At 67.5% G+C, this 23,384-nt stretch carries 25 protein-coding genes; 20 read left to right on the plus strand and 5 right to left on the minus strand.

Translation table 11 applies throughout. The features are described from left to right. The 12 genes from AB4879_RS06490 to AB4879_RS06545 form a co-directional block, all read left to right on the plus strand. Positions 1-729: MCE family protein (locus AB4879_RS06490; RefSeq protein ID WP_370506939.1), on the plus strand; the 729-nt coding region annotated here is incomplete at its 5' end. Further along, entirely contained in the window at positions 726-1,766 is a 1,041-nt protein-coding gene (locus AB4879_RS06495; protein ID WP_102810250.1) for a virulence factor Mce family protein, read from the plus strand. The genes AB4879_RS06490 and AB4879_RS06495, both read left to right, overlap by 4 nt. Then, positions 1,763-3,310: an MCE family protein gene (locus AB4879_RS06500; protein ID WP_370506940.1), complete on the plus strand. Its 1,548-nt coding sequence runs from the start codon at positions 1,763-1,765 to the stop codon at positions 3,308-3,310. The genes AB4879_RS06495 and AB4879_RS06500 overlap by 4 nt, the downstream gene beginning before the upstream one ends. Beyond that, entirely contained in the window at positions 3,311-4,945 is a 1,635-nt protein-coding gene (locus AB4879_RS06505) for a virulence factor Mce family protein (protein WP_370506941.1), read from the plus strand. It abuts the gene before it with no gap. A 5-nt stretch (positions 4,946-4,950) separates the two neighbouring features. Continuing rightward, a complete protein-coding gene (locus tag AB4879_RS06510; RefSeq protein ID WP_233209566.1) occupies positions 4,951-6,096 on the plus strand; it encodes a virulence factor Mce family protein in 1,146 nt (381 codons plus the stop codon). Between the two features lie 15 nt (positions 6,097-6,111). Next, positions 6,112-7,662: a virulence factor Mce family protein gene (locus AB4879_RS06515; protein ID WP_102810252.1), complete on the plus strand. Its 1,551-nt coding sequence runs from the start codon at positions 6,112-6,114 to the stop codon at positions 7,660-7,662. Beyond that, positions 7,632-8,267 carry an Mce protein gene (locus AB4879_RS06520; protein ID WP_102810253.1) on the plus strand — a complete coding sequence of 212 codons (636 nt, stop codon included), beginning with the start codon at positions 7,632-7,634 and terminating at the stop codon, positions 8,265-8,267. Before AB4879_RS06515 ends, AB4879_RS06520 begins: the two co-directional genes overlap by 31 nt. Further along, positions 8,264-9,259 (plus strand): RDD family protein, encoded by a 996-nt coding sequence (locus AB4879_RS06525; RefSeq protein WP_370506942.1) that lies wholly within the window; start codon positions 8,264-8,266, stop codon positions 9,257-9,259. The genes AB4879_RS06520 and AB4879_RS06525 overlap by 4 nt, the downstream gene beginning before the upstream one ends. Next, the gene (locus AB4879_RS06530) at positions 9,256-9,813 is read left to right on the plus strand and encodes a mammalian cell entry protein (RefSeq protein ID WP_370506943.1); all 558 of its coding nucleotides are present in this window, start codon (positions 9,256-9,258) and stop codon (positions 9,811-9,813) included. The genes AB4879_RS06525 and AB4879_RS06530 overlap by 4 nt, the downstream gene beginning before the upstream one ends. Further along, positions 9,780-10,430, plus strand: coding sequence for an Mce protein (locus AB4879_RS06535; RefSeq protein WP_370506944.1), 651 nt, complete (start codon positions 9,780-9,782; stop codon positions 10,428-10,430). The genes AB4879_RS06530 and AB4879_RS06535 overlap by 34 nt, the downstream gene beginning before the upstream one ends. 20 nt (positions 10,431-10,450) lie before the next feature. Beyond that, positions 10,451-11,155 (plus strand): YoaK family protein, encoded by a 705-nt coding sequence (locus AB4879_RS06540; protein WP_370506945.1) that lies wholly within the window; start codon positions 10,451-10,453, stop codon positions 11,153-11,155. 10 nt (positions 11,156-11,165) lie between these two features. Continuing rightward, on the plus strand, positions 11,166-11,990 hold the full coding sequence (locus tag AB4879_RS06545) for an SDR family oxidoreductase (protein ID WP_370506946.1): 825 nt from the start codon (positions 11,166-11,168) through the stop codon (positions 11,988-11,990). Positions 11,991-11,999: 9 nt separating this feature from the next. Here the strand turns inward: AB4879_RS06545 and AB4879_RS06550 are convergent, their stop codons facing one another. Beyond that, positions 12,000-13,079 carry a phosphodiester glycosidase family protein gene (locus AB4879_RS06550; protein ID WP_370506947.1) on the minus strand — a complete coding sequence of 360 codons (1,080 nt, stop codon included), beginning with the start codon at positions 13,077-13,079 and terminating at the stop codon, positions 12,000-12,002. Positions 13,080-13,312: 233 nt separating this feature from the next. Between AB4879_RS06550 and AB4879_RS06555 the strand changes: the two genes are divergently transcribed. Beyond that, entirely contained in the window at positions 13,313-13,591 is a 279-nt protein-coding gene (locus tag AB4879_RS06555) for a GlsB/YeaQ/YmgE family stress response membrane protein (RefSeq protein ID WP_102807873.1), read from the plus strand. A gap of 4 nt (positions 13,592-13,595) precedes the next feature. On the opposite strand, the gene AB4879_RS06560 is transcribed toward AB4879_RS06555, so the two are convergent. Further along, entirely contained in the window at positions 13,596-14,879 is a 1,284-nt protein-coding gene (locus AB4879_RS06560) for a sorbosone dehydrogenase family protein (protein ID WP_370506948.1), read from the minus strand. Continuing rightward, complete coding sequence (locus AB4879_RS06565; RefSeq protein ID WP_370506949.1) at positions 14,860-15,615, minus strand: pirin family protein; 756 nt, start codon at positions 15,613-15,615, stop codon at positions 14,860-14,862. The genes AB4879_RS06560 and AB4879_RS06565 overlap by 20 nt, the downstream gene beginning before the upstream one ends. A 92-nt stretch (positions 15,616-15,707) precedes the next feature. Between AB4879_RS06565 and AB4879_RS06570 the strand changes: the two genes are divergently transcribed. Next, the gene (locus AB4879_RS06570; protein ID WP_102807890.1) at positions 15,708-16,157 is read left to right on the plus strand and encodes a MarR family winged helix-turn-helix transcriptional regulator; all 450 of its coding nucleotides are present in this window, start codon (positions 15,708-15,710) and stop codon (positions 16,155-16,157) included. 108 nt (positions 16,158-16,265) lie between these two features. Here AB4879_RS06570 and AB4879_RS06575 read toward each other — a convergent pair whose 3' ends face one another. Then, complete coding sequence (locus AB4879_RS06575; protein ID WP_370506950.1) at positions 16,266-16,664, minus strand: heme-binding protein; 399 nt, start codon at positions 16,662-16,664, stop codon at positions 16,266-16,268. Between the two features lie 492 nt (positions 16,665-17,156). Between AB4879_RS06575 and AB4879_RS06580 the strand changes: the two genes are divergently transcribed. Beyond that, positions 17,157-18,119 carry a ferritin-like domain-containing protein gene (locus AB4879_RS06580; protein ID WP_370506951.1) on the plus strand — a complete coding sequence of 321 codons (963 nt, stop codon included), beginning with the start codon at positions 17,157-17,159 and terminating at the stop codon, positions 18,117-18,119. Positions 18,120-18,138: 19 nt separating this feature from the next. Beyond that, positions 18,139-19,110: an L-lactate dehydrogenase gene (locus tag AB4879_RS06585; RefSeq protein WP_370506952.1), complete on the plus strand. Its 972-nt coding sequence runs from the start codon at positions 18,139-18,141 to the stop codon at positions 19,108-19,110. Positions 19,111-19,123: 13 nt separating this feature from the next. On the opposite strand, the gene AB4879_RS06590 is transcribed toward AB4879_RS06585, so the two are convergent. Continuing rightward, a complete protein-coding gene (locus AB4879_RS06590) occupies positions 19,124-20,131 on the minus strand; it encodes a sigma-70 family RNA polymerase sigma factor (protein WP_370506953.1) in 1,008 nt (335 codons plus the stop codon). A 72-nt stretch (positions 20,132-20,203) separates the two neighbouring features. Between AB4879_RS06590 and AB4879_RS06595 the strand changes: the two genes are divergently transcribed. Genes AB4879_RS06595 through AB4879_RS06610 form a run of 4 tightly spaced genes read left to right on the plus strand, consistent with a single transcriptional unit; the run spans position 20,204 to position 23,370 of the window. Then, positions 20,204-21,043, plus strand: coding sequence for an alpha/beta hydrolase (locus tag AB4879_RS06595; protein ID WP_102807869.1), 840 nt, complete (start codon positions 20,204-20,206; stop codon positions 21,041-21,043). A gap of 29 nt (positions 21,044-21,072) precedes the next feature. Beyond that, complete coding sequence (locus tag AB4879_RS06600; RefSeq protein ID WP_370507114.1) at positions 21,073-22,077, plus strand: alpha/beta hydrolase family protein; 1,005 nt, start codon at positions 21,073-21,075, stop codon at positions 22,075-22,077. Between the two features lie 49 nt (positions 22,078-22,126). After that, positions 22,127-22,876, plus strand: a complete 750-nt coding sequence (locus tag AB4879_RS06605) for a DUF2786 domain-containing protein (protein ID WP_370506954.1) — start codon at positions 22,127-22,129, stop codon at positions 22,874-22,876. Continuing rightward, the gene (locus AB4879_RS06610) at positions 22,873-23,370 is read left to right on the plus strand and encodes a TIGR04338 family metallohydrolase (RefSeq protein WP_102807867.1); all 498 of its coding nucleotides are present in this window, start codon (positions 22,873-22,875) and stop codon (positions 23,368-23,370) included. Before AB4879_RS06605 ends, AB4879_RS06610 begins: the two co-directional genes overlap by 4 nt. Positions 23,371-23,384: the final 14 nt, after the last annotated feature.

Here is a 23,384-nt window from a genome sequence, read left to right on the forward strand (position 1 = left end):
GATCCGGTCAAGCTGAACTTGACGCTCAGCGCGGCCGCCGAGGCGCTCAACGGCCTGGGCACCAAGTTCGGCCAGTCGATCGTCAACGGCAACGCGGTGCTCGACGACGTCAACCCGCAGATGCCGCAGATCCGCAGCAACATCCGGCAGCTGTCGAACCTTGCCGACGTCTACATCAAGGCCAGCCCGCAGTTCTGGGACTCCCTCGACCACGCGGTCACCACCGCCCGCACGCTGAACGCCCAGCAGAAGGATCTCGACGCCGCGCTGTTGGCGTCCACCGGATTCGGCAACACCGGCGCCGACATCTTCGAACGCGGCGGCCCGTACTTCGTGCGCGGCCAGGCCGACCTGGTGCCGACCGCCCAGCTGCTCGACACCTACAGCCCGCAGCTGTACTGCCAGATCAAAGGTGAGGCCGAGGCCCTGCCGCAGGCGCTGGATGCGTTCGGCGGCAACGGCTATTCGCTGGACACCGTCACCGAATTCCTCGGTGCACCCAACCCCTACGTCTATCCGGACAACCTGCCCAGGATCAACGGGCACGGCGGCCCCGGCGGTGCGCCGGGTTGCTGGCAGAAGATCGATCGGAACTTCTGGCCGGCGCCGCACCTGGTGGTCGACGACGGAGCCTCCCTCGCGCCGTACAACCACTTCGAACTCGGCCAGCCCATCCTCACCGAGTACGTGTGGGGTCGCCAAGTCGGGGAGAACACGATCAACCCATGAGAATCACTGGCACAGCAGTCAAACTCGCGGCATTCTCGTTCGTGCTGCTGCTCTTCACGGCGGTCATCGTCATCGTGTTCGGGCAGTTCCGCTTCGACCGAACGACCGCGTACACAGCCGAATTCAGTAATGCGAGCGGTCTGCGGGACGGTCAGTTCGTCCGCGCCGGCGGCGTCGAGGTCGGCAAGGTGTCCGACATCAAGCTCATCGGCAACGGCGACCGCGTGCAGGTGACGCTCAACGTCGACCGCTCGTTGCCGCTGTACCAGTCGACCACCGCCCAGATCCGCTACCAGGACCTGATCGGCAACCGTTACGTCAACCTCGACCGAGGCACCGGCGAGGGCGCCGACCGGATCCTGCCGCCGGGCGGCTTCATCCCGATGTCGCGCACTCAGCCTGCACTGGATCTTGACGCACTCATCGGCGGATTCAAGCCGCTGTTCAAGGCGCTGGATCCACAGAAGGTCAACACCATCGCCTCCTCGCTGATCACCGTCTTCCAGGGGCAGGGCGGAACCATCAACGACATCCTGGATCAGACGGCTCAGCTGACCTCCGCGCTGGCCGATCGCGATCAGGCCATCGGTGAGGTGATCACCAACCTGAACACCGTGCTCGACACCACGGTCAAGCACGAGAAGGACTTCGATCAGACGGTCAACAACTTCGAGGTTCTGATCACCGGGTTGAAGAACCGCGCCGACCCGCTGGCCCAGTCCACCGCCGACATCAGCAATGCGACAGGAACGTTGGGAGATCTTCTGGCCGACGACCGCCCGCAGCTGCAGAACACCATCGCCAAGCTGGAGACCATTCAGCAGCCGCTGGCCGACGGTCAGGACCGGCTCGACGACCTGCTGACCAAGCTGCCCGCAGCCGTGAAGATGATCGGCCGCGCCGGCGGTATCTACGGCGACTTCTTCAACTTCTATCTGTGCGACATCAACCTGAAGCTCAACGGACTGCAGCCGGGTGGACCGGTCCGCACCGTGAAGATCACTCAGCAGCCCACGGGTAGGTGCACGCCGCAATGAGGACGCTAGAGGGTTCCAACCGCATCAGGAATGGCCTGGCGGGCATGCTGATCGTCATCCTGGTGATCGGCGTGGGACAAAGCTTTTCGGGCATTCCGCAGCTGTTCGCCCAGCCGAACTACTACGGCCAGTTCACCGACAGCGCCGGGCTGAACGCGGGCGACAAGGTCCGCATCGCCGGGATGGATGTCGGCACCGTGAAATCGCTGAAGATCGACGGCGACAAGGTGCTGATCGGATTCGACCTGGGCGCCAGGCAGATCGGCACCGAGAGCCGGCTGGCGATCCGCACCGAGACGATCCTGGGTAAGCGCGTCCTGGAGATCGAGCCCCGCGGCAGCAAGCTGTTGCGGGCCAGCGGAGTACTGCCCGTCGGCCAGACCACCACGCCATATCAGATCTACGATGCGGTGTTCGACGTGACCAAGGCCGCCGCCGGCTGGGACATCGACACCGTCAAGCGATCGTTGAATGTGTTGTCGGAGACCGTCGATCAGACCTACCCGCACCTCAGTGCGGCGCTGGACGGGGTGGCCCGGTTCTCCGACACCATCGGCAAGCGCGACGAACAGTTCAAGCAACTGCTGGCCAACGCCAACAAGGTCGCCGCCGTGCTGGGTAACCGCAGCGAGCAGATCAACCGACTCGCGGTGAACGCCCAGACGCTGCTGGCCGCGGTCAACGAACGCCGTGCCGAGGTCGACTCGCTGCTGTCCAACATCTCGCTGATCTCCCAGCAGTTCACCGGCTTCGTCAACGACAACCCGAACCTCAATCACGTTCTGGAGCAGCTGAAGACGATCAGCGATGTGCTGGTCAAGCACAAGACGGATCTGTCCGACGTGCTGATCACCGCCTCGAAGTTCATGGGCGCACTGGCCGAGGCCATCGGTTCCGGCCCGTACTTCAAGGTGCTCGTCGTCAACCTGGTGCCGTACCAGATCCTGCAGCCGTGGGTGGACGCCGCGTTCAAGAAGCGCGGCATCGATCCCGAGGAGTTCTGGCGCAACGCGGGTCTGCCGGCCTTCCGCTTCCCGGATCCCAACGGTCAGCGCCAGCCCAACGGTGCGCCGCCGCCGGCGCCGATCCCGTTGGAAGGCACGCCGGACCATCCCGGCCCCGCAGTCGGCCCCGGCTCGCCGTGCTCGTACACCCCGCCGCCGGACGGCATCCCGACGAACGCCAATCCGCTTCCGTGTGCCGGGCTGACCCAGGGCCCGTTCGGGGGGCCGGGTTACCCGAGCGCCGACGTGCCGATCTCGGCGCCCAACCCCGCCGCGGGTTACGCCCCCGGTGTTCCGAGCGCCGCCTTCCCGGGTGAACTCTCGCCGAGCATCCAGGGTGTGCCTGCCCCGCCGCTGGCACCCGGTCCGCCGGGGGCGCGCACGGTGCCGGTCGCCCCGACACCGGGCCCGGCCACTGACATCCCCGGATACGCCCCGCCGCCCAACGCCTTGATCGGCCCGATCCCGCCGCCGGGACCGGGACCGCAGGTGCCGCCGGTCGGTGACTTGGCGCCCGTCGACCAGGGAGGGGGAGCGTAAATGTCGACAGTCTTCAACATTCGTAATCTGGGCCTGCCCAAGATGTCTCGGACGTCGGTCATCGTCGGCACCCTCGTGGTGGTCATCGCGCTGGTCGTGGCGGTGGTCGGTTACAAGCTGTACGAGAAGCTGACCACCAACACGGTGGTGGCGTACTTCCCCGAGGCGCTGGCCCTCTATCCGGGTGACCGGGTGCAGATCATGGGCGTGCGGGTCGGCGGGATCGACAAGATCGAGCCGGCCGGCGACAAGATGAAGGTCACCTTCCACTACGACAACAAGTACAAGGTGCCCGCCAACGCGACCGCGACGATCCTCAACCCGAGCCTCGTCGCCTCCCGGGTGATCCAGCTGGCGCCGGCCTACACCGGTGGCCCGGTGATGGCGGACAACGCCGTCATCCCGATCGACCGCACCCAGGTGCCGGTGGAATGGGACGACCTGCGCAACCAGATCTCCGACATCGTCACCAAACTCGGCCCGACACCCGAACAGCCCAAGGGCCCGTTCGGTGATGTCCTGGAGTCCTTCGCCAACGGCCTCGAAGGCAAGGGCCAGCAGATCAACACCACGTTCACGGCCCTGTCCGATGCGGTGAGCGCGCTCAACGAGGGTCGCGGTGATTTCTTCGCCGTTCTCAAGAGCCTGGCGTTGTTCGTCAACGCGCTGCACAAGAGCGATCAGCAGCTGGTGGCGCTCAACACCGACCTGGCCACGTTCACGAACTCGTTCTCCAACTCCGATCAGGAAGTCGCCAAGGCGGTCAAGGACATCGACACCTTGCTGACCACCGCGCGCAAGTTCGTCAACGACAACGGTTCGGTGCTGACCAAGGACATCCAGAACCTCTCCGACACCACCACTCAGGTGTTGCAGCCGGAGTCGCGCAACGGTCTGGAGACGGTGTTGCACGTCTACCCGAACCTGGCCGCCAACCTGCAGAACATCTACCACCCGACGCACGGTGCGCTGGTGGCCATTCCGACGATCGCGAGCTTCGCCAACCCGATGCAGTTCATCTGCAGCGCGATCCAGTCCGGCAGTCGGTTGGGTTACCAGGATTCTGCGGAGATGTGCGCCCAGTACCTGGCGCCGATCATGGATGCCATCAAGTTCAACTTCCCGCCGTTCGGCGTGAACCAGTTCTCGACGGCGGAGACGCTGCCGAAGTACGTCGCCTACTCCGAGGAACGGCTGCGGCCGCCGCCCGGATACAAGGACACGACGGTGCCCGGCATCTGGTCCCGCGACACGCTGTTCTCGCACGGCAACCATGAGCAGGGCTGGATCGTGGCGCCGGGCATGCAGGGCGTCGACGTCCAGGCGTTCACCGCCAACATGCTGACCCCGGACTCGCTGGCCGCGTTGATGGGTGGACCTGATCCGGTGAACTACCCGCCGGGTGGTCCGAGGGGTGGCGCGCCGTCGAACTCGTATGACCAGAACAATCCGCTGCCGCCGCCGTGGTATCCGGGAGCGATCCCGCCGCCACCGCCGGGTCCGGACGTGGTCCCGGGACCGTTGCCGGTCTCGCAGCAGATCAACGGCGGGGCCCCGCCCCCGGCCGGGCCGGCACCGGCCGCACCCGCACCCGCGGGTCCGCCGCTGCCCGCTGAGATGGGAGGTGGACAGTGAGCACGATTCTGAGCACCACCCGTCGGTACGGCTGGCGTGGGTTCGTGCTGGTGCTGACGGCGCTGATCCTGACGTCGTGCGGGTGGCGCGGTATCGCCAACGTGCCGATCCCGGGTGGTCCCGGCACCGGTGAAAAGGCCATGACCGTGTACGTCCAGATGCCGGATACGTTGGCGCTCAACGTCAACAGTCGGGTCCGGGTCGCCGACGTCTTCGTCGGTACGGTGCGCGCCATCGAACTGAAGAACTGGATCCCGACGCTGACGCTTGGGCTGCAGCCGGGGGTGAAGCTCCCTGCCAACGCCATTGCGCGCATCGGCCAGACCAGCCTGCTGGGCACCCAGCATGTCGAGCTTGATCCGCCGCCGAACCCGTCGCCCGAGCCGTTGCGCGACGGTGCGACGATCCCGCTGAAGAACTCGCAGTCGTTCCCGACCACCGAACGCACCCTGGCCAGCATCGCCACCGTGCTTCGGGGCGGCGGCATCTCCAACCTGGAGGTCATCCAGACCGAGGTCGCCAACATCCTGGACGGCAACGGCGAACAGATCCGCGACTTCCTGACCAAGCTGGACACGTTCACAGATCAGCTCAACCAGCAGCGGGACGACCTGACCCGGGCGATCGACAAGACCAACGAACTGGTGTCGATCGTGGCTGCGCGCAACAACACCCTGGATCGCGTGCTGACCGAATTCCCGCCGCTGATCAAGTATTTCGCCGACGCCAGGGACCGGTTCACCGGTGCCGTCGAGGCGCTCGGCCGGTTCAGCAAGGTCACCGCCGACACCTTCTCGGAGGCGCGGGCGAACTTCGACACCAACCTGGCATTACTGCAGCGGCCGTTGAAGCAGCTCGGCCGGGCGGCGCCCTACCTGATCGACTCGCTGAAGCTGGTCATCACCGCGCCGTACCCGATCGACAACATCCCGAAGGTGATCCGCGGCGACTACATCAACACGTCGGCCACGTTCGACCTGACGCTCAGTTCGATCGACAACGCGTTCCTCACCGGTACCGGTGTGTCCGGAATGCTGCGTGCGCTCGAGCAGGCGTGGGGCCGCGACCCGCAGACGATGATCCCGGATGTCCGGTTCACGCCTCACCCGAACATGACCGACGGGGGACCGTATGTCGAGCGCGGCGAGTGAAGGGGTGACGGCTAGATGTTGACCCGTTTCATCAAGACGCAGCTCGTCATGTTCGGTGTGCTGACCGTGATCGCCCTGCTGGTGCTGGGCTGGTACTTCCTGCGCCTGCCCACGCTGGCAGGCATCGGGCAGTACGAGCTGAAGGCCAACCTGCCGTCCTCGGGCGGCTTGTACGCGACTGCCAACGTCACCTACCGGGGCATCACGATCGGGCGCGTCACCGAGGTGGAGCCCACCGAAAACGGTGTCCGGGCGACGATGAGCATCAGCGACAAGTACAAGATCCCGGCTGACGCCACCGCCAACGTGCACTCGGTGTCGGCGGTCGGCGAGCAGTACCTGGACCTGGTGTCGGACGGCAATCCCGGGCAGTACTTCTCGCCCGGGCAGACGATCACCAAGTCGACGGTGCCGGAGGAGATCGGCCCCGCGCTGGACGCCGCCAACAAGGGGCTTGCGGCGCTACCTGCCGACAAGATCCCGGTGCTGCTGAACGAAACCGCCCAGGCGGTTGGCGGTTTGGGGCCGGCGCTGCAACGTCTGGTCGACGGCACGCAGGCGATCGTCACCGACTTCAAGACGAACATCCAGGACGTCAACGACATCATCCAGAACTCGGCGCCCGTCGTCGACAGTCAGGTCAACTCCTCGGATGCGATCCAGCGGTGGGCGGCGAACCTCGACACCATCACCACCCAGACCGCCGCGCAGGATCAGGCGTTGCGCAACGGGTTGAGCCAGGCCGCACCGACCGCCGACGCGGTCAACGCGGTGTTCAGCGACGTGCAGGAAGCGCTGCCGCAGACGCTGGCCAACCTCGAGATCATCCTGGACATGCTCAAGCGCTATCACAAGGGCGTCGAGCAGTCGCTGGTGCTCCTTCCGCAGGGCGCATCGGTCGCCCAGTCGGTGTCGGCGCCATACCCGCACCAGGCCGCGCTGGACTTCGGTTTGACGATCAACCAGCCGCCGCCATGCTTGACCGGCTTCCTGCCGGCCAGCCAGTGGCGCGCGCCGGCGGACCTGCGGCCGATGCCGGTGGAGAACGGCCTCTACTGCAAGATCCCGAAGGACACCCCGGCCAACGTGGTCCGCGGCGCGCGTAACTTCCCGTGCGCCGACGTGCCCGGCAAGCGCGCCGCCACGCCGATGGAGTGCCGCAGCAGCGAGCCCTACACCCCACTGGGCAACAACCCCTGGTACGGCGACCCCAACCAGGTGCTGAACTGCCCCGCGCCCGGTGCTCGATGCGATCAGCCAGTGAACCCCGGTACCGTGATACCGGCACCGTCGATCAACAACGGGATGAACCCGTTGCCGGCCGATCTGCTGCCGGGCCCGACACCGCCCACGAGTGACCCACTCACTCCACCCGGGACCGGCACCGTTCAGTGCAACGGTCAACAACCGAACCCGTGCACCTACACCCCGGCAGCGGGTAACACGGCCGTCTACAGCCCGCAGAGCGGGGAGTTGACCGGTCCCGATGGCGTGAAATACGACGTCAAGAACTCGAGCAGTACAGGAGACGACGGATGGAAGGAGATGCTGGCTCCGGCCGGCTGACCCCACCGCCAGCCGACGATGCCGACCACAGTGCGGCTGAGGAGACGGCGAATCCGACCCCACCGGTCGACGAGACCGAACCGAGCGACGGCTTCGGGCCGCGCGGGTCACGACTGAGCGGACGCCGCCTGGCTGTGGTGTCGGTCGGACTGGTGATCGCTGGCCTGCTCGTCGCCACCGGCGGATTCTTCGCACTGCGGGCGCACGAGAAGAGCGCCGCCGCGGAGCGCGCGGAGGCCGTCGCGCTGGCCGCGGCCAAGGACTGTGTCACCGCCACCCAGGCGCCGGATGCGACCGCGATGGCAGCCAGCCAGCAGAAGATCATCGAATGCTCGACCGGCGATTTCGCGGCCCAGGCGAGCCTGTACAGCGGGCTGCTGGTCGACGCCTATCAGGCCGCCAAGGTCCAGGTTCAGGTCTCCAACATGCGCGCGGCCGTGGAACGCCACAACGACGACGGTTCGATGGACGTGCTGGTCGCGGTGCGGGTGAAGGTATCCAACTCCGCGGCCCAAGACCAGGAGCAGGGATATCGGCTGCGGGTCAAGATGGCGCCTGAGGGAGGCACGTACAAGATCGCCAACCTCGACCAGGTGAGCAAGTGACGGTGACGGTCCCCGAAGCGGACACCGGCGCCGAGGCCGACGTCGACGCAACCGAGATCGCCCACGAGGCCCCCGCCGGGGTGCCGGCCGGCTGGTCGGCACGGGCCGGTGCGTTCGTGGTCGACGTGTTCTTCGGTATCGGCGTGGTGATCACCTGCCTGCTGGTGGCGTGGACCGCGCCGCTGCGCGGATGGCTGTGGTGGGTCGCGGTCGCAGTGGCCGGCGTCGTGTTCTTGGCGGTCGCGGTCAACAGGCTGCTCCTGCCGGCCATCACCGGCTGGACGCTGGGCCGCTCGCTGGCCGGAATCGTCGTCGTCGGCAGGGACGGCAGCCCGGTCGGGCCGTGGCGGCTGCTGGTCCGCGATCTTGCCCATCTGCTCGACACGGCCGCGATCTTCCTCGGCTGGCTGTGGCCGCTGTTCGACTCGCGCGGCCGCACCTTCGCCGACCTGCTCACCCGCACCGAGGTCCGCCGCGTCGACGGCGAACGCCCCAACCGTCGACGACTGGCCGGTGTGGTGTTGGCGGTTCTCGCCGTGCTGGCCGCCTGTGCCACCGCGCTGGCCTACTTCGGGGTGTATCGACCAGAACTCGCGGTCGAACAGGCCCGCCAGCAGTTGGCGGTGGACGGCCCCCGGATCGTCTCGCAGATGCTGAGTTATGACGTCACGTCGATCGACAACGACTTCGCGCGGGCCCGCGGCCTGGCCACTGACGCCTACCGACCGCAGCTGGTTGCGCAGCAGGACGCCGTGCGCAAGGCCGGACCCGTCGACAACGACTACTGGGTGACCAACAGCGCCGTGCTGACCAACACCCGCGACAAGGCCGCCATGCTGCTGCTCATGCAGGGCCAGCGCGGTGAGGCGCCCAAGCAACGGCTGATCACCGCCACGGTGCGGGTGAACTTCGAGCGGTCGGCGGCCGGCCAGTGGCAGGTCGCCAATCTGTCGGTGCTGGCCAAGCCGAACCCGGCCGGGGAGCCGAAGTGAGCCCGCGCCGCAAGCTCGACGCCGACCACCGGGACCTGTTCCGGTTGCCCGACCCGCAACCGCGCCGCTGGGTGCTGCCTCTGGTCGAGGGGCTGGCGGCGGTGTTGATCATCGCCGCGATCACCGCCAGCACACTGCTGCTGGTCAAACGCGAGACCCAGCGGCACGACGCGGTCCGGGATGTGGCCGTGCTCAGCTTCGTTCGCGGCTTCGTCACGCATTACACGTCCATCGACCCGTTCCACGCCAACGACTACGCCGACAAGGTGCTGGCGCAGGGCACCGGCCAGTTCGCAAAGCTGTACCAGGACAAGATGAATGAGGTCGTCATCCAGGTGGCGCGGGCCGAGCCGACGACGGGAACCGTCCAGGATCTCGGTATCGAGCGCTGGAACCGCGACGGCAGTGCCGACGTGGTGGTGGCCGCGACCACCAAAACCCGTATGCCCGACGGCAAGACCATTGAAAGTGGCAGCCGCTGGGTGGTCACCGCAACCCAAGAAGGAGGTGCAGGAGGTCCGTGGAAGATCAGCAACCTGCTGCAGGTGATCTGACCGACGCCGCACCCGACGCCGCGCCCGAGGACGAGACGACCGACGCCGACGCCGGGACCGTGGAGCCGGCCGCCGCGGAACCGCCGAAGCAGCCAACCTGGTTGAGCCGCAACAAGACTGCGCTCGCTGTGGGGGCCTCGGCGGCCGTGTTCGTCGCCGGGGGCGCTTTTGCGGGTGCCGCCGTCCAGCCGTACCTGATGGATAAGGCCACCGTCGACACCAAGCTCGTGATCGCCCGCACCGCCGCCGACGCGATCACGACACTGTGGACCTACACCCCGGACGACATGGACAAGCTGCCGGACCGATCGGCGAAGTACCTGTCCGGCGATTTCGAGGATCAGTACCGCAAGTACGTCGACGCGATCGTGCCGACCAACAAGCAGGCGAAGGTCACCAACAGCACCGAAGTGGTCGGCGCAGCCGTCGAATCACTGACCGGCTCGGAAGCCACTGCAATCGTCTACACCAACACCACGTCGAAGAGTCCGCTCACCAAGGACATTCCCGCGACGAAGTATCTGTCGTATCGCGTCCAGCTGACCCGCGAAGGATCGCACTGGCTGGTCACCAAGATGACGACGGTGACCTCACTGGACCTGACGCCCAAGCTGTAACTCGTTGCGATACTGGGCTGATGGCCATCGCCTCGCCCGTCTCGCAACGCTCCACCGTGGTCGGGTTGCTGTTGCTGACGTTCGCGACCGGACTGGTCGACGCGATCAGTGTGCTGGTCCTGGGTCACGTATTCGTGGCGAACATGACCGGCAACGTGATCTTCCTGGGGTTCTGGTTCGTGCCGCATTCCGGGGTGGACATGACCGCCGCGGTCGTCGCGTTCGTCAGCTTTCTGGCCGGAACGGTGCTCGGCGGACGCTTCGCGCGCCACCTCGATCATGAGGTGGCGGTGCGGACCTGGCTGACCGCCGCGCTTGGCGCCGAGGTGGTGCTGCTGGCGGTCCTGGCCGCCCTGGCCGGTAGCGGTGTGGTCGACTACCACGACGACGGCAAGCTCATCCTGATCGCCGGGCTGGCGGTGGCGTTCGGTGGGCAGAACGCCGCGGCCCGACAGTTCGGCATTCAGGAACTGTCCACCACGGTGCTGACGACGACGCTGGTGGGGATCGGCTTCGACAGCCGGCTCGCCGGCGGCACCGGGCAGCGGGAGAAGTTGCGCTACAGCGTGGTTGCGACGATGTGCGCGGGCGCAACCATCGGCGCGACGATGTCGCGTTTCATGGTCGCGCCGGTGATCGCCCTGGCGGCGGTCGTGGTGGCAGCCGGCCTGGCCGTCTTCCGATACGGTCCGCCACCCGTGCCGGCTTCGGGCGAGGAGCACTAGAGTCGCGGCTATGCCCACTGTCCTGGTCACCGGCGCCGCCCGGGGAATCGGCAAGTCGATTGTGAAGCACCTGGCCGCGGCCGGTTGGGATGTCATCGGTGGGGTGCGCAACCCCGCCGATGCCGACGCGTTGGCGATGCTGCCGAGGGTCAGTGCGGTCACCCTCGACGTAACCGATGACGCCCAGGTCGCTGCGCTCGCCGACGCACTGCCCGCCCGGCTCGACGCGGTGGTCAACAATGCGGGTATCGCGGTCAGCGGACCGCTGGAAGGCTTGACTCCCGCCGAGATCCGTCGGCAACTGGAGGTCAATGTGGTCGGCCAACTCGCCGTCACGCAGGCGGTGCTTCCGCTGCTGCGCGAGTCGCACGGCCGGATCGTGTTCATTTCCAGTGTGAACGGCCAACTTTCGGCACCGATGATGGGCGCCTACAGTGCGTCGAAGTTCGCCCTGGAGGCGGCCGCCGACGCGTTGCGAATCGAGCTGCGGCCGTGGGGCATCGCGGTCAGCGTGGTTCAGCCGGCGCAGACCGACACCGACCTGTGGCGCGATGCGGATCGCAGTGTCGTCGAGATGGCGGCCGCGCTGTCGCCGCAGCATCGCGCGCTGTATTCCAAACATGTTGCGGGGATGCGTAAGTCGATCCCGGCGTCGCAGCGCATGGCGGTGGACCCGGAGAAGGTGGCCGCGGTGGTGCTCCAGGCGCTCACCGCCGCCAAGCCCCGGGCGCGGTACCCCGTGGGCCTGCCCGCCGCGCTGCAGATGACCCTGATGACCAAGCTACCGACCCGCGCCCGCGACGCGGTGCTGCGCCGGGTACTCGGCCAGCCCTGACAGCGCTGATCAGTTGAAGGCAAGCCAGGCGGGCAGCGCGCGCTCACGCGAATCGCACAGCACAGCCATCGTGTCGCACGAGCCCTTCGGCACACCGGCACCGGCCCACATGCCGCCGGTGTCGCGGCGAAGCACGATCGCCGACGAGCCGCCGCCGTCGAGCAGGATGGCGGTGTCGCTGCCCAAACCCCGGAACAGATCCTGGATCTGATCCGGGGTGTAACTGCCGCCCTGGAACACGTACATCTCGTCCTTGTCGCGGGCGTAGGCCAGCGCGGTGCGGGCGGCGCTGGGCCCGCCGTCATTCATCTGCCCGGTGTCACCCGGGGCCAGCAGGCCGAGCCCGCTGACCGCGACGAAGCGAGTGCCCTTGTCCAGCAGGCCTTGGATCACCGGGGTGGCGGCGTCGTAGTCGGTGGGTGATTTGGGCGTCACGACAAACGGCGCCCCGGCGACGGGCAGGATCATCGTGGTCAGCGCGGTCCACACTTCGTCGCCGCCGGACAGCGCCTGCTTGCCTGCGTAGGCGATGGTTCCGGTGACCGCGGCATTGGCCCGGCCCTGTCCCTGGGTGTTGTCGACGTACGCGCCCAGCGGGGAGCTGCACCCCGTCGACTTCCACGAACCGGCTTGCTGCCCACGGACATCGAAGAAGTTGGCGTTGATCGCGATGGTGGGCTGGCCGAGTGCCTGCCAGGCCTGTAGGGGGGTGTAGGTCTCCGAGGCCTGCACCAGGCCCTCCCGAGTGCGGGTGCCGGGCGTTCGTTCACAGCGCGCCTGATAGCCGGAGTGGCTGTCGACGAGCAGTCGCGGCGTCAGCCGACTCGAGGCCGCCTTGATGATCATCAGGTGGCCGCCGTTGGTGAGCTCGTACCAGTTGCCGCCGGCATTGAGCATCGGTGCGGGGAAACCGCTGCCGAAGTTGTACACCAGGTAACTGCCGCGGGTGGTGGCGATCGCCTGGGCCAGCTGCGCGCGCGCATCGGCCGCCGCGACGGGAGTGCCGGTGGTGGCTGCCAGGGTCAGACAGCTCACCGCGGCCATGCTGCCCGCGACCAGGCGGCGCAGCTTCGCGGCGATGGTTGGCACAGTTGCCCTTTCATGACGGTCGGCGCCCTACGGCACGTACACCATCATTCTCAGCAACCACACAGTCAACTTAGGTAACAGTCTCGCGGCGGTTCGGCACCGGCGTCGTCACGACCTGCAGCAATGCACTTCGACGACGGAAATTTACGCGGGAACGGTTATCCGTGCGGTGAGTGGGGAACCACTGATCCACGCGGTGCCCGCCTGGACCCGCCGGAACATGAGGAGCAGCAATGATCGGAACGATTATCGGAGCCATCGTCGTCGGCCTGATCGTCGGCGCGCTGGCGCGACTGGTTATGCCCGGTAAGCAGAACATCGGCATCATCATGACGATCCTGCTCGGTGCGGTGGGATCCTTCTTGGGCTCGTGGATCACCTATCAGGTCGGGTACGCCAACTCCAACGGCGGATTCGCGATCATCCCCTTCCTGGTCGGAATCGTCGTCGCCGCAGTGCTGATCGCGATCTACGTCGCGGTCACCGGACGCGGCAGCCGAGTTCACCACTGAGCGGTCAGCGGCCCGGTGGCGCAAGCCGGTACACCGCCCCGGCGTAGTCGTCGGTGATGTACACCGCGCCGTCCGGGCCGGCGACAGCAGCAACGGGTCGCCCCCAGCGCGAGCCGTCCTGGTCCTGGAAACCTCCGACCAGGGTCTGCTGAGGACCCAAGGCGCCAGCCAAAGGGCCTGCGCGCCAAGCGAAGAACGAAACCTCCGGCGCTCTGGGAGGGGTACGGTTCCACGAGCCGTGCACCCCGACCAGGGCGCCGGAGTCGTATGGGGCGGGGAGCGCTCCGGTGGTGAAACTCAACCCCAGCGGTGCGGAGTGCGCACCGAGGGTCTGCTCCACCGGCGGTAGCGCCGCGCAGTCGAGCTTGCTTCCGTCGGCGTTGGTCTGGACGTCCCGCACGAACGCCGGCGGCCCATCGATGTCGGGATTGCAATAGGGCCAACCGAGTTCGCGTCCCGGCGTCAGCCGCGCCACAGACTCCGGCGGGTGATCGTTGACGTAGTCGGTGACTCGGGAGTACGACGGCCCGGGACGCGGATCGGCAACTTGGTCGCGATTGTTGACCGCGGTCCACAGCGCTCCGTCGGGCGCGGTCGCGAGGCCGGTCCCGTTGCGCACGCCGGTGGCGAACGGCGCCGCCGGGCCACCCCCGGGCGGGACCCGCATGATCGTCGCCCGCGGCGGTTGCGCCGTCCGATCGTCGGCGGTGATGTTGCCGGTCGAGCCGATCGAGAAGTACACCGCGCCGTCGCGACCGACGGTCACGCTTTTGAGGGCATGGGCATACGCCCCACCGAGATCCGGACTGCGAGCGTCGGGCAACCCGGCAGCGACGACGCGGGGGCCATCGGCCCGGGTGCCGCGATAGTCGAAGGCGTCGATCTGATCGCTTTCGGCCACGTACAGGGTGCCGCGATCGAAGGCCAGGCCGTGCGGCTGGTCCAGCCCGTCGAGGAGGACCGTGCTCTGTGGTTGAGGGCGATCGGGTGCCAGTCGCAATACCTGGCCCGCCGCGGGGACCGACACCAGCAGCGCCCCGTCCGGTGCCCAGGCCGCCAGCCTGGCCCGTGGCACCCGGGCCCACACCGACAGTGTCCAGCCCGGCGGGACGAGCGCTTGGCGCGGCGTGTCGAACGGCGCGGCGTCGAGGCCGGCCGGGACGACGACGGCGACCGGCGCCAACCCGGTGGGAGCCGAGGCCGGGGGAGCCGGCGGCGCGGAATGTCCGCACGCCGCGGTCAGCACCGCGGCGGCCGCGCAGGCGGCCCTAGCCCGCCAGCCCGGCATGCATCTCCCACACGAGGATCTCGGACGGGGCGGTGGCGGTGACCCGCTGGCCGCCGGCGGCGGTGAATCGCACGGCGTCGCCTTCGTGCAGCTCGCCTGCGCCCTCGAGCGTCACCTCGCCGCGCGGAACGAACAGGTGCAGGTAAGGAGCCTCGGGCAGCTCCACGGCCGCACCGGGTTGCAGCCGGGCACCATGCAGCGCCGCGTTTCGGTTGCGGATGGCGATCGCGGTGTGGCCGTTGTGCTCGGGCATTCCGGAGGCGATCGTCACCAGCCCGCCGCGCAGCAACTCGTCGTCGATCTCCAGCTGCTGATAGCCCGGATCGATCCCGGATTCGTCGGGAACCACCCACATCTGCACGAAATGAACTGGCTCACTGTGGGTTTCGTCGCCGGTGAGCGTCCAGGAGTCGTTCTTCTCCGAGTGCAGGATGCCGCGGCCCGCCGACATCCGCTGCGCCAACCCCGGGTAGATCACGCCGGAGTGTCCGGTGGAGTCCTGGTGGACCAGGGATCCCTGCAGTACCCAGGTGACGATCTCCATATCGCGGTGCGGATGGGTGTCGAATCCTGTTCCGGGCTTGACGATGTCGTCGTTGTTCACCAGCAGCAGGCCGTGGTGGGTGTTGTCGGAGTCGTAGTGGTGCCCGAAGGAGAACGAGTGCTTCGAATTCAGCCAATCGATCTTCGTCGCAGCGCGGTCGGCGGCACGTCTGATATCGACGGTTGCGGCCATGTCATCACCCCTTGGGTCGTTGCCAGCCTAGGTGGCGGGCTTGCATGCGACAACATGGATGACGTGTCATGTATTCCGGTAGGGTGAGCGGTATGGCCCAGCGTTGGTTGACCGGCGACCAGCAACGGATCTGGCGCAACTACCTGGCGTTGAACGGCCGCCTGCAAGCCGCGATGAACCGCCAGCTGCAAGAACGGTGCGGACTGTCGCTCGCCGATTACGAGGTGCTGGTTGAACTTTCCGAGCGAGGACCGGCCCGGGTGCTCGAACTGGCCGGGTCGCTGGGCTGGGAGCAGAGCCGGCTCTCCCATCACCTCGCCCGAATGCGGGGCCGTGGCCTGATCGAGCGGAACGGCACCGAGCAGGACCGCCGAGGCGCCAGTGTCGAGATCACCGCTGACGGAAACGACGCGCTGCACGCGGCAGCCCCCGACCACGTCGCGCTGGTTCGTTCGGTGCTCTTCGAAGGGATGACGCAGACGCAACTGCGAGCCTTCGACACGGTGATCACCACGGCGCTTGACCGGCTCGAAGGCACCTAGTTGTTGCAACGATTCAGAACTCAGAGCGAGTTTTTCACAAAATTCTCGCTCTGAGTTCTGTCTCGATATCAATCAGTCCGTGAACGACGGCGTGACCGCCGCACTCAATCAGCCGGCCATGAACATGTCGTAGGCCGACGCCAGATCCGGCGGCAGCACCGTGACGTTGCACGCGCGCTGGGTGTCACCGATCGGGGCCAGGATGCCGCGCAGGTCGTAGTACTCGCCAGGGTTCGCGGTGAAATACCCGCGCACATTGGCTTCGGCCTGCGGGCGGGGCTGGGTGTATGCCGCAGTCAGAACCTGATTGGCGCCGGGATGTCCAGCCAGGTACTGGTGCGCCGAACCGGTCACCGAGCTGACGGTGCTGGCGACTCCGACGCTGCTGCAGTCCGGTGCTGCCGAGGCCATCGGCGCAGCCATTGTGGCCACCGCCATGCCCCCCATGAGCAAACCGGTACCCACGGCCGCGACCCTTTTGCTTGACGCGATACCGCTGAACTTCATGATCACTTCTCCCTCCGACGCGCGGTCGGTGATTGGTTCCCCCGTCCTGAAACCCAAAGTACCCATGAGGTTTTGCGGCAAACCCGCGCGCGGAGACGGGGGATAGCCGAATTGCGAAGTGTTACAGCCCAACCCGGTGACATGCCTCTCAAAACGAGCCAGACCGCGTCGCAAACGTTGCGTGGGCTCTGAGAAGACTTATTGGGTACGCCGGTCTCTTAATTGATCGCGAAGAACGGTGTTATCCAACTGTGACGCGGGCAAACGCTCGGCTACCTGAGGATGAATTACCAAGGGAATTGACGGTTTTGATAGTTACTCGTGGCCGGTGGTGCCGGTGTGGCCAGCGTTGTCCAGCGGTGTGAGATGGCTTGCAGAATGCCGTGAGCCGGCTCCGAAGCGCATACCGATCGGGGGGATCGGGTAGACGCCGTCACGAGGTGCAAACCCCGCGCCGGCACGAATCCGTCAACGCACTAGGGGAGAGACACAATGACAGAACCCGATACGACTACCTTGCTCGCCCAGCTGCGGGCCATTCTCGATCTGACCAACACGGAAGTTCAGATCGCCGAGACCAGGGTGACTCAGGCTCGCACCGACGCGGTGCGCACCGAGCTCACCCAGAACGCGGCCAACGGCCGCGAACGGGCGGAGGCCATCGAGAGCGCGATCCGCGACCTCGGCGGATTCCCGGACGTCATCGGCCCGTTCTTCGGGCGCGCCGCCGCAGCCGTCAAGGCACTGACCGAGCAGGCGCAGCCGTTCGACGAAGCCCTGTTGGGTGACCTCGCGCTCGAGGGGCAGCTGCTCGACCGCGCCCGCTACATCAAGGCGCTGGCGGTGGCCGCTCGCAAGCCCGACATCGAAAGCCTGGCCAACCGACTGATCACGGCACACTCCGCGACTGTCGACTGGCTGACCACCGTGCTGGCCGAGGACGCGCTGGGCGGCCCGGCGGCCCTGCGCCGCACGCCGCTGCAGATCCTCACCGGTCTGACCGTTCGGGTGGCCAACTGGCCGATGATCTCGTCGGCTCGCGGTATCGACCGCGCGCTGGAGGCACTGCGCAACACCCGGCCGGCCGTGGACCAGTTGGTCAATCGCGGCGCCCACGCCGGTGAGGTCGCCGTCAAGGCCGCGACCGGCGCCCGGGACGCGGCGCTGGAATCCGCCGAGAAGGTGGCGCGTCGCGAAGGCGCCGACGGCGCTGCCGACGCGATCCACTCGCTGCGGAGCTCCACCGGCATCCTGTCGCCGGAGGAACTGCCGATCGCCGGCTATGACGAGCTCAACCTCAGCGAGGCTGTCGCCGCGGTGAAGGAGCTGGAGGATGCGGCCGACATCCGGGCGATCATCGCCTACGAAGAGGCCAACAAGAATCGTCAGCGGCTGGTGTCGGCTGCCCAGACCCGGCTGGCCGCAATCGCTCAGGAAATCGTCGGTATCGACTGACCGCCCAGGGCCGCGCGCCGTGCCCGATGATGGTGAGGTGTTCGTACACCGGAACCGCAAAGTCGCCATCATCGGGGCCGGCAGCGTCGGCACCGCGATCGCCTACGCCTGCCTGATCCGCGGATCGGCAGGCGTTTTGGCGCTCTATGACACCAACCCGAAAAAGGTGCGTGCCGAGGTCCTCGACCTCAACCACGGCAGTCAGTTCGTTCCACACTGCACCGTGACAGGTTCCGACCAGATCGACGTCACCGCCGGGTCGGCGGTCGTCGTGGTCACCGCCGGGGCCAAACAACATCCGGGACAGAGCCGGCTGGACCTGGCCGCCACGAATGTGGCGATGGCGCAAGAACTCACGCCGCAGCTGCTGGAGCTGTCCCCGCACGCGGTCATCGTGTTCGTCACGAACCCGGTCGACGTCGTCACCTACGCCGCCGCACAGGCCGTCGACGCGCCGACCGGACGCATCTTCGGATCGGGAACGCTGTTGGACAGCAGCCGGTTTCGATACCTGATAGCTCAGCGCGCGGATCTCGCGGTCGGCAACGTACACGGGTTCATCGTGGGTGAGCACGGCGACTCCGAGATTTCGCTGTGGTCGAGCGTCTCGATCGGCGGTGTGCCCGCCGCGCAGTTCCGCGCCGAAGGTGCGGCGGTCTTCGACGAGGCGACTCAGAAGGCCATCTCAGCAGCCGTGGTCAACGCCGCGTACGAAATCATCGAGGGCAAGGGCGCGACCAATCTGGCGATCGGCCTGTCCACCGCGCGCATCATCGAAGCCGTGCTCGGAGACCAGCACCGGGTGCTGCCGATTTCCACAGTCCAGCGCGGTGCCTACGAAATCACCGATGTGGCACTGTCATTGCCGACCGTTGTGTCGGCGGCCGGCGCCGGTGAGGTGTTGGAGGTTCCGCTCGCGGTTCCCGAACTCCTCGGGCTGCAGGCCTCGGCGACCACGTTGCGACAAGCCCAGCATTCCCTGGGGCTGTAGCGGCTACGGAGAGCTAAAGCACTTCCGGCAGGCCGAATTTCGCGAACAAGCTGGTGTCCAGGAACGCCACCACGTGCGAGATGCCGTCGGCGCGCATGTCGAGAACGTGCAGCTGGAACGGCACATGCCGGCCGCCGGTATCCGGGAGCCGCATGTACATCGCCGCAGCGGGCTGGCCGTTGGCGGTCAGCGGCAGCAGCCGCATGTCGCCGGCCTTCTCCGCGGGGCAGTTCTGGTGAATGAGCGCCCCGATGACCGGGCCGCCCTGATACCAGCCGTCGAACGGCGGCATCTCCCAAATCGCTTCGTCGGTGAACATTTTCACCAGTCGATCGATGTCGTAGTCCTCGAAAGCCGAGATGTAGCAGGCCAACTTTTCGCGTGCCTCATCGGACTCCGGCGGCGAGAGTTCGTCGTCCTGGCTGGGACCGACGGTCTCCAGCTGGGCGCGCGCCCGCTGCAGCAGACTGTTGACCGCGGCCACCGAGGTGTCGATGGCGTCGGCCACCTCGGCGGCGCGCCACTGCAGCACATCGCGCAGCACCAGCACGGCGCGCTGGCGCGGGGACAGGTGTTGCAGCGCCGCGACGAACGCCAGCCGGACCGATTCCCGGGAGCCGACGATCACCGACGGGTCGGCCGGGTCCTCGTACAACGAATCGGGGAGCGGCTCCAGCCAGGGCACCTCGGCGCGCTCGACGAGATCGTCGTTCGGGTTCGAACTCGGCGCGCCCAATCCGGTCGGCAGCGGCCGCCGCTGCCTGCCTTCCAGCGCCGTCAACGAGGTGTTGGTGGCGATGCGGTGCAACCAGGTGCGCACCGACGACTTGCCCTCGAAGCGGTCATAGGACTTCCACGCGCGCAGGAAGGTCTCCTGCACCAGATCCTCAGCGTCGTGCAGCGAGCCGGTCATCCGGTAGCAGTGCGCCAGCAGTTCGCGGCGGTACGGCTCGGCTTGAGCCAGGAAATCGCCCCGGCCGGGGTCCAGCCCGTCATCGAGATTATGGGCGAGCACGCTCACCGTGCCGAGCTTACGCACGAGCACCGACAGCCGGAACCGACGTGTGCACGAGCACCCCGTTAGGCTCCCCTGATGGTCACAACGCGCACCGAGCGGACGTTCGACGGGGTCGGCGGCGTCCGCATCGTCTACGACGTGTGGACACCAGACACCGAACCGCGCGGCGTCGTCGTCCTCTCGCACGGCCTCGGTGAACACGCCGGCCGCTACGGCCACGTCGCCGAGCGCTTCGGCCAGGCCGGGCTGATCACTTACGCCCTCGATCACCGCGGGCACGGCCGCTCCGGCGGCAAGCGGGTGATGGTGCGCAGCATCGACGAGTACACCGGGGATTTCGGCACGCTGGTCGCGACCGCCACCGCCGAGCACCCAGATCTCCCGCGCATCGTGCTGGGCCACAGCATGGGTGGCGGCATCGTTTTCACCTACGGGGTGGAACACCCGGGGGACTACGACCTCATGGTGCTGTCCGGCCCGGCGGTCGCCGCCAACGTCGGCGTACCGCCCGTCAAGGCCTTTTTCGGCAAGGCGGTGGGCTCGCTGCTGCCGAACCTGCCGGTCGAGGAACTCGACGCCAGCGCCGTGTCCCGCGACCCCGCGGTGGTGGCCGCCTACAACGCCGACCCACTGGTGTGGCACGGCAAAGTTCCCGCCGGCATCGCCAAAGCGCTGCTGAAGGTCGGGGAGACCATGCCGCAGCGGGCACGCGGGCTCACCGCACCGCTTCTCGTCGTCCACGGCGGCGCCGACCGGCTGGTTCCCGCTGCCGGCAGCGAACGGTTGGTCGAGTGCGTCGGCTCGTCCGACGTCAACCGCAAGGTCTATCCGGAGCTCTATCACGAGGTGTTCAACGAGCCCGAGCGCGACCTGGTGCTCGACGACGTGACCACCTGGATCGAAGCAAGGCTGTGAGCCTGCGCCGTCGCCTCGCCCTCGCGGCGATGGCTGTGATGCTGGTCGCCGGATGCTCGTCGAACAGCCAGTCGGCCAACGCCTGGGTCGAAGACGAGGTGACCTTCGACGCCGCCGGGCTGACCGTGCACGGCACCTACCGCCACCAGCGCGCTGACAAGCAAGCGCCGGCGGCGCTGCTGATCTCGGAGAGCGGACGCACGGACCGCAACGGCGACAACAACGTCGCCGGGCCGATCGGCAACATGCGCCAGCTCGCCGAATACCTCTCCGACCACGGAGTGGCCTCGCTGCGCTACGACAAGGTCGGCACCGGAAAGACCGGCCTGGGACCGTACGCCGACCACCCGGCCGACGTCGGCAGCGCCGTCTACACCACCGGGGCCAAGGCCGCGGTGCGGTTCCTGGCAAGCGAGGCCGCCACCGACAAGAACCGCATCTCGGTCTACGGCCTCGGCGAAGGAACCGTGCACGCGATGACGCTGGCCGACGACACCTCCGCCGACGCCCCCAAGATCCACTCCGTGGGTCTGTTGCAGCCGCTGGCCGGCCGCTACCTCGACCTGATCACCAACCGGGTCAGGGCCGACGTCGCGGCCGCGGTCAAGGCGGGACAGAAGAACCAGCAGCAGGCCGACCAGACGATCGCGGCATGGACCGCCGCCGTGGAGCAGGCGCGGAAGACCGGTACCGCGCCCGCCCAGCTGCCCGACGGTCTGAGCGCGATCCTGAACCCCGGCAACGTCAAAGCAGTCGTCGAGTCCGACGCGATCGACCCGCTGAAGCTGGCCGCGGCCATCCCCGCCGCCACCCCGGTGCTGCTGACCTGCTCGGACTCCGACGGTCAGGCCAACTGCGCGGACATCACTCCGCTCGCCGACGCTCTGGAGCACACGTCGTTGTCACTGGTCGCGCTCAAGGGCGTCAACCACGTACTGCGCGACGACCCAAGCGACAACGTCGGCAACTACGCGAAGCCGGGACCGCTGTCACCGCAGCTGACGGCGGCGCTGAACGGGTTCATCAACAGTTGACTCAGCTGCCGGCGCACCGATGTCACGGGGCTCGGCTAGGTTGCCAAGCGTGACCGACGACAAGATGCTGGCACGTATCGCCGCGCTCCTGCGCCAGGCCGAGGGCACCGACAACGCCCACGAGGCGGAGGCGTTCATGGCCGCCGCCCAGCGGCTGGCCACCGCCACGTCGATCGATCTGGCCGTCGCACGGTCGCATTCAGCCACCCGCAGTGCCGCGCAGGCGCCGACTCAGCGCACGATCACCATCGGTGAGCCGGGTGCCCGCGGTCTGCGCACCTACGTGCAGTTGTTCGCCGGGATCGCCGCGGCCAACGATGTGCAGTGTGACGTCGCGTCGAACTCGGCGTTCGTCTACGCCTACGGGTTCGCCGAGGACATCGACGCCAGTCACGCCCTGTACGCGAGTCTCGTCGTGCAGATGGTGCGGACCTGCGACGCCTACCTTGCCACCGGCGCGCACAAGCCGACGCCGACGATCACCGCGCGGCTGAATTTCCAGCTGGCATTCGGCGCCCGCGTCGCCCAGCGCTTGGCGCAGGCGCGTGAGGAGGCCCGCCAGGAGGCCACCCGCGATCGCACGACCGCCCCGGGAACCGCTCTGGCACTGCGCAACAAGGAACTCGAACTGCGCGAGCACTACCGCCAGACGTCCAAGGCGCGCGGTACCTGGCGGGCCAGCCGCGCCTCCGCGGGGTATTCCTCGGCGGCCCGCCGCGCGGGAGACCGTGCGGGCAAGCAGGCCCGGTTGGGGTCCAGCCCCGAGTTGCCGGGGGCGCGGACCCGGCTGCCGCGGTGACGGCGCGCGACAGTCAGCGCTCCCGCGTCTACGCGGCCGAAGAGTTCGTCCGGACACTCTTCGACCGTGCCGCCCAACACAGTTCACGCACCATCGACTTCTTCGGCACCCAGCTCACGCTGCCCCCGGAGGGGCGGTTCGCCTCGATGCCGTCGGTGCAGCGGTATGTCGACGAGGTGCTCGCGCTGCCCGCGGTGACCTCGCGATGGCCCGCCCCGGGCCCGCTCACTGTGCGCCCCCGCCGCGCCGCCACCGCGGCCCACTACGAAAACAGCGATGGCACAGGAGTTATCGCCGTTCCTGACCGCTCGACCGCTGACTGGGCCATGCGAGAGCTGGTGCTGCTGCACGAGATCGCCCACCACCTGACCCCGCAGGGTCCCGCCCACGGTCCGGGATTCGTCGCGACGTTCTGCGAGCTGGCCGCGCTGGTGATGGGACCGGAGGTGGGCCATGTGCTGCGCGTGGTGTACGCCAAGGAAGGTGTCCGCTGATCGGCGCGGTGGAG

Source organism: Mycobacterium sp. SA01, assembly GCF_041287105.1.
In the GTDB taxonomy this organism is placed as follows: Bacteria; Actinomycetota; Actinomycetes; order Mycobacteriales; family Mycobacteriaceae; genus Mycobacterium.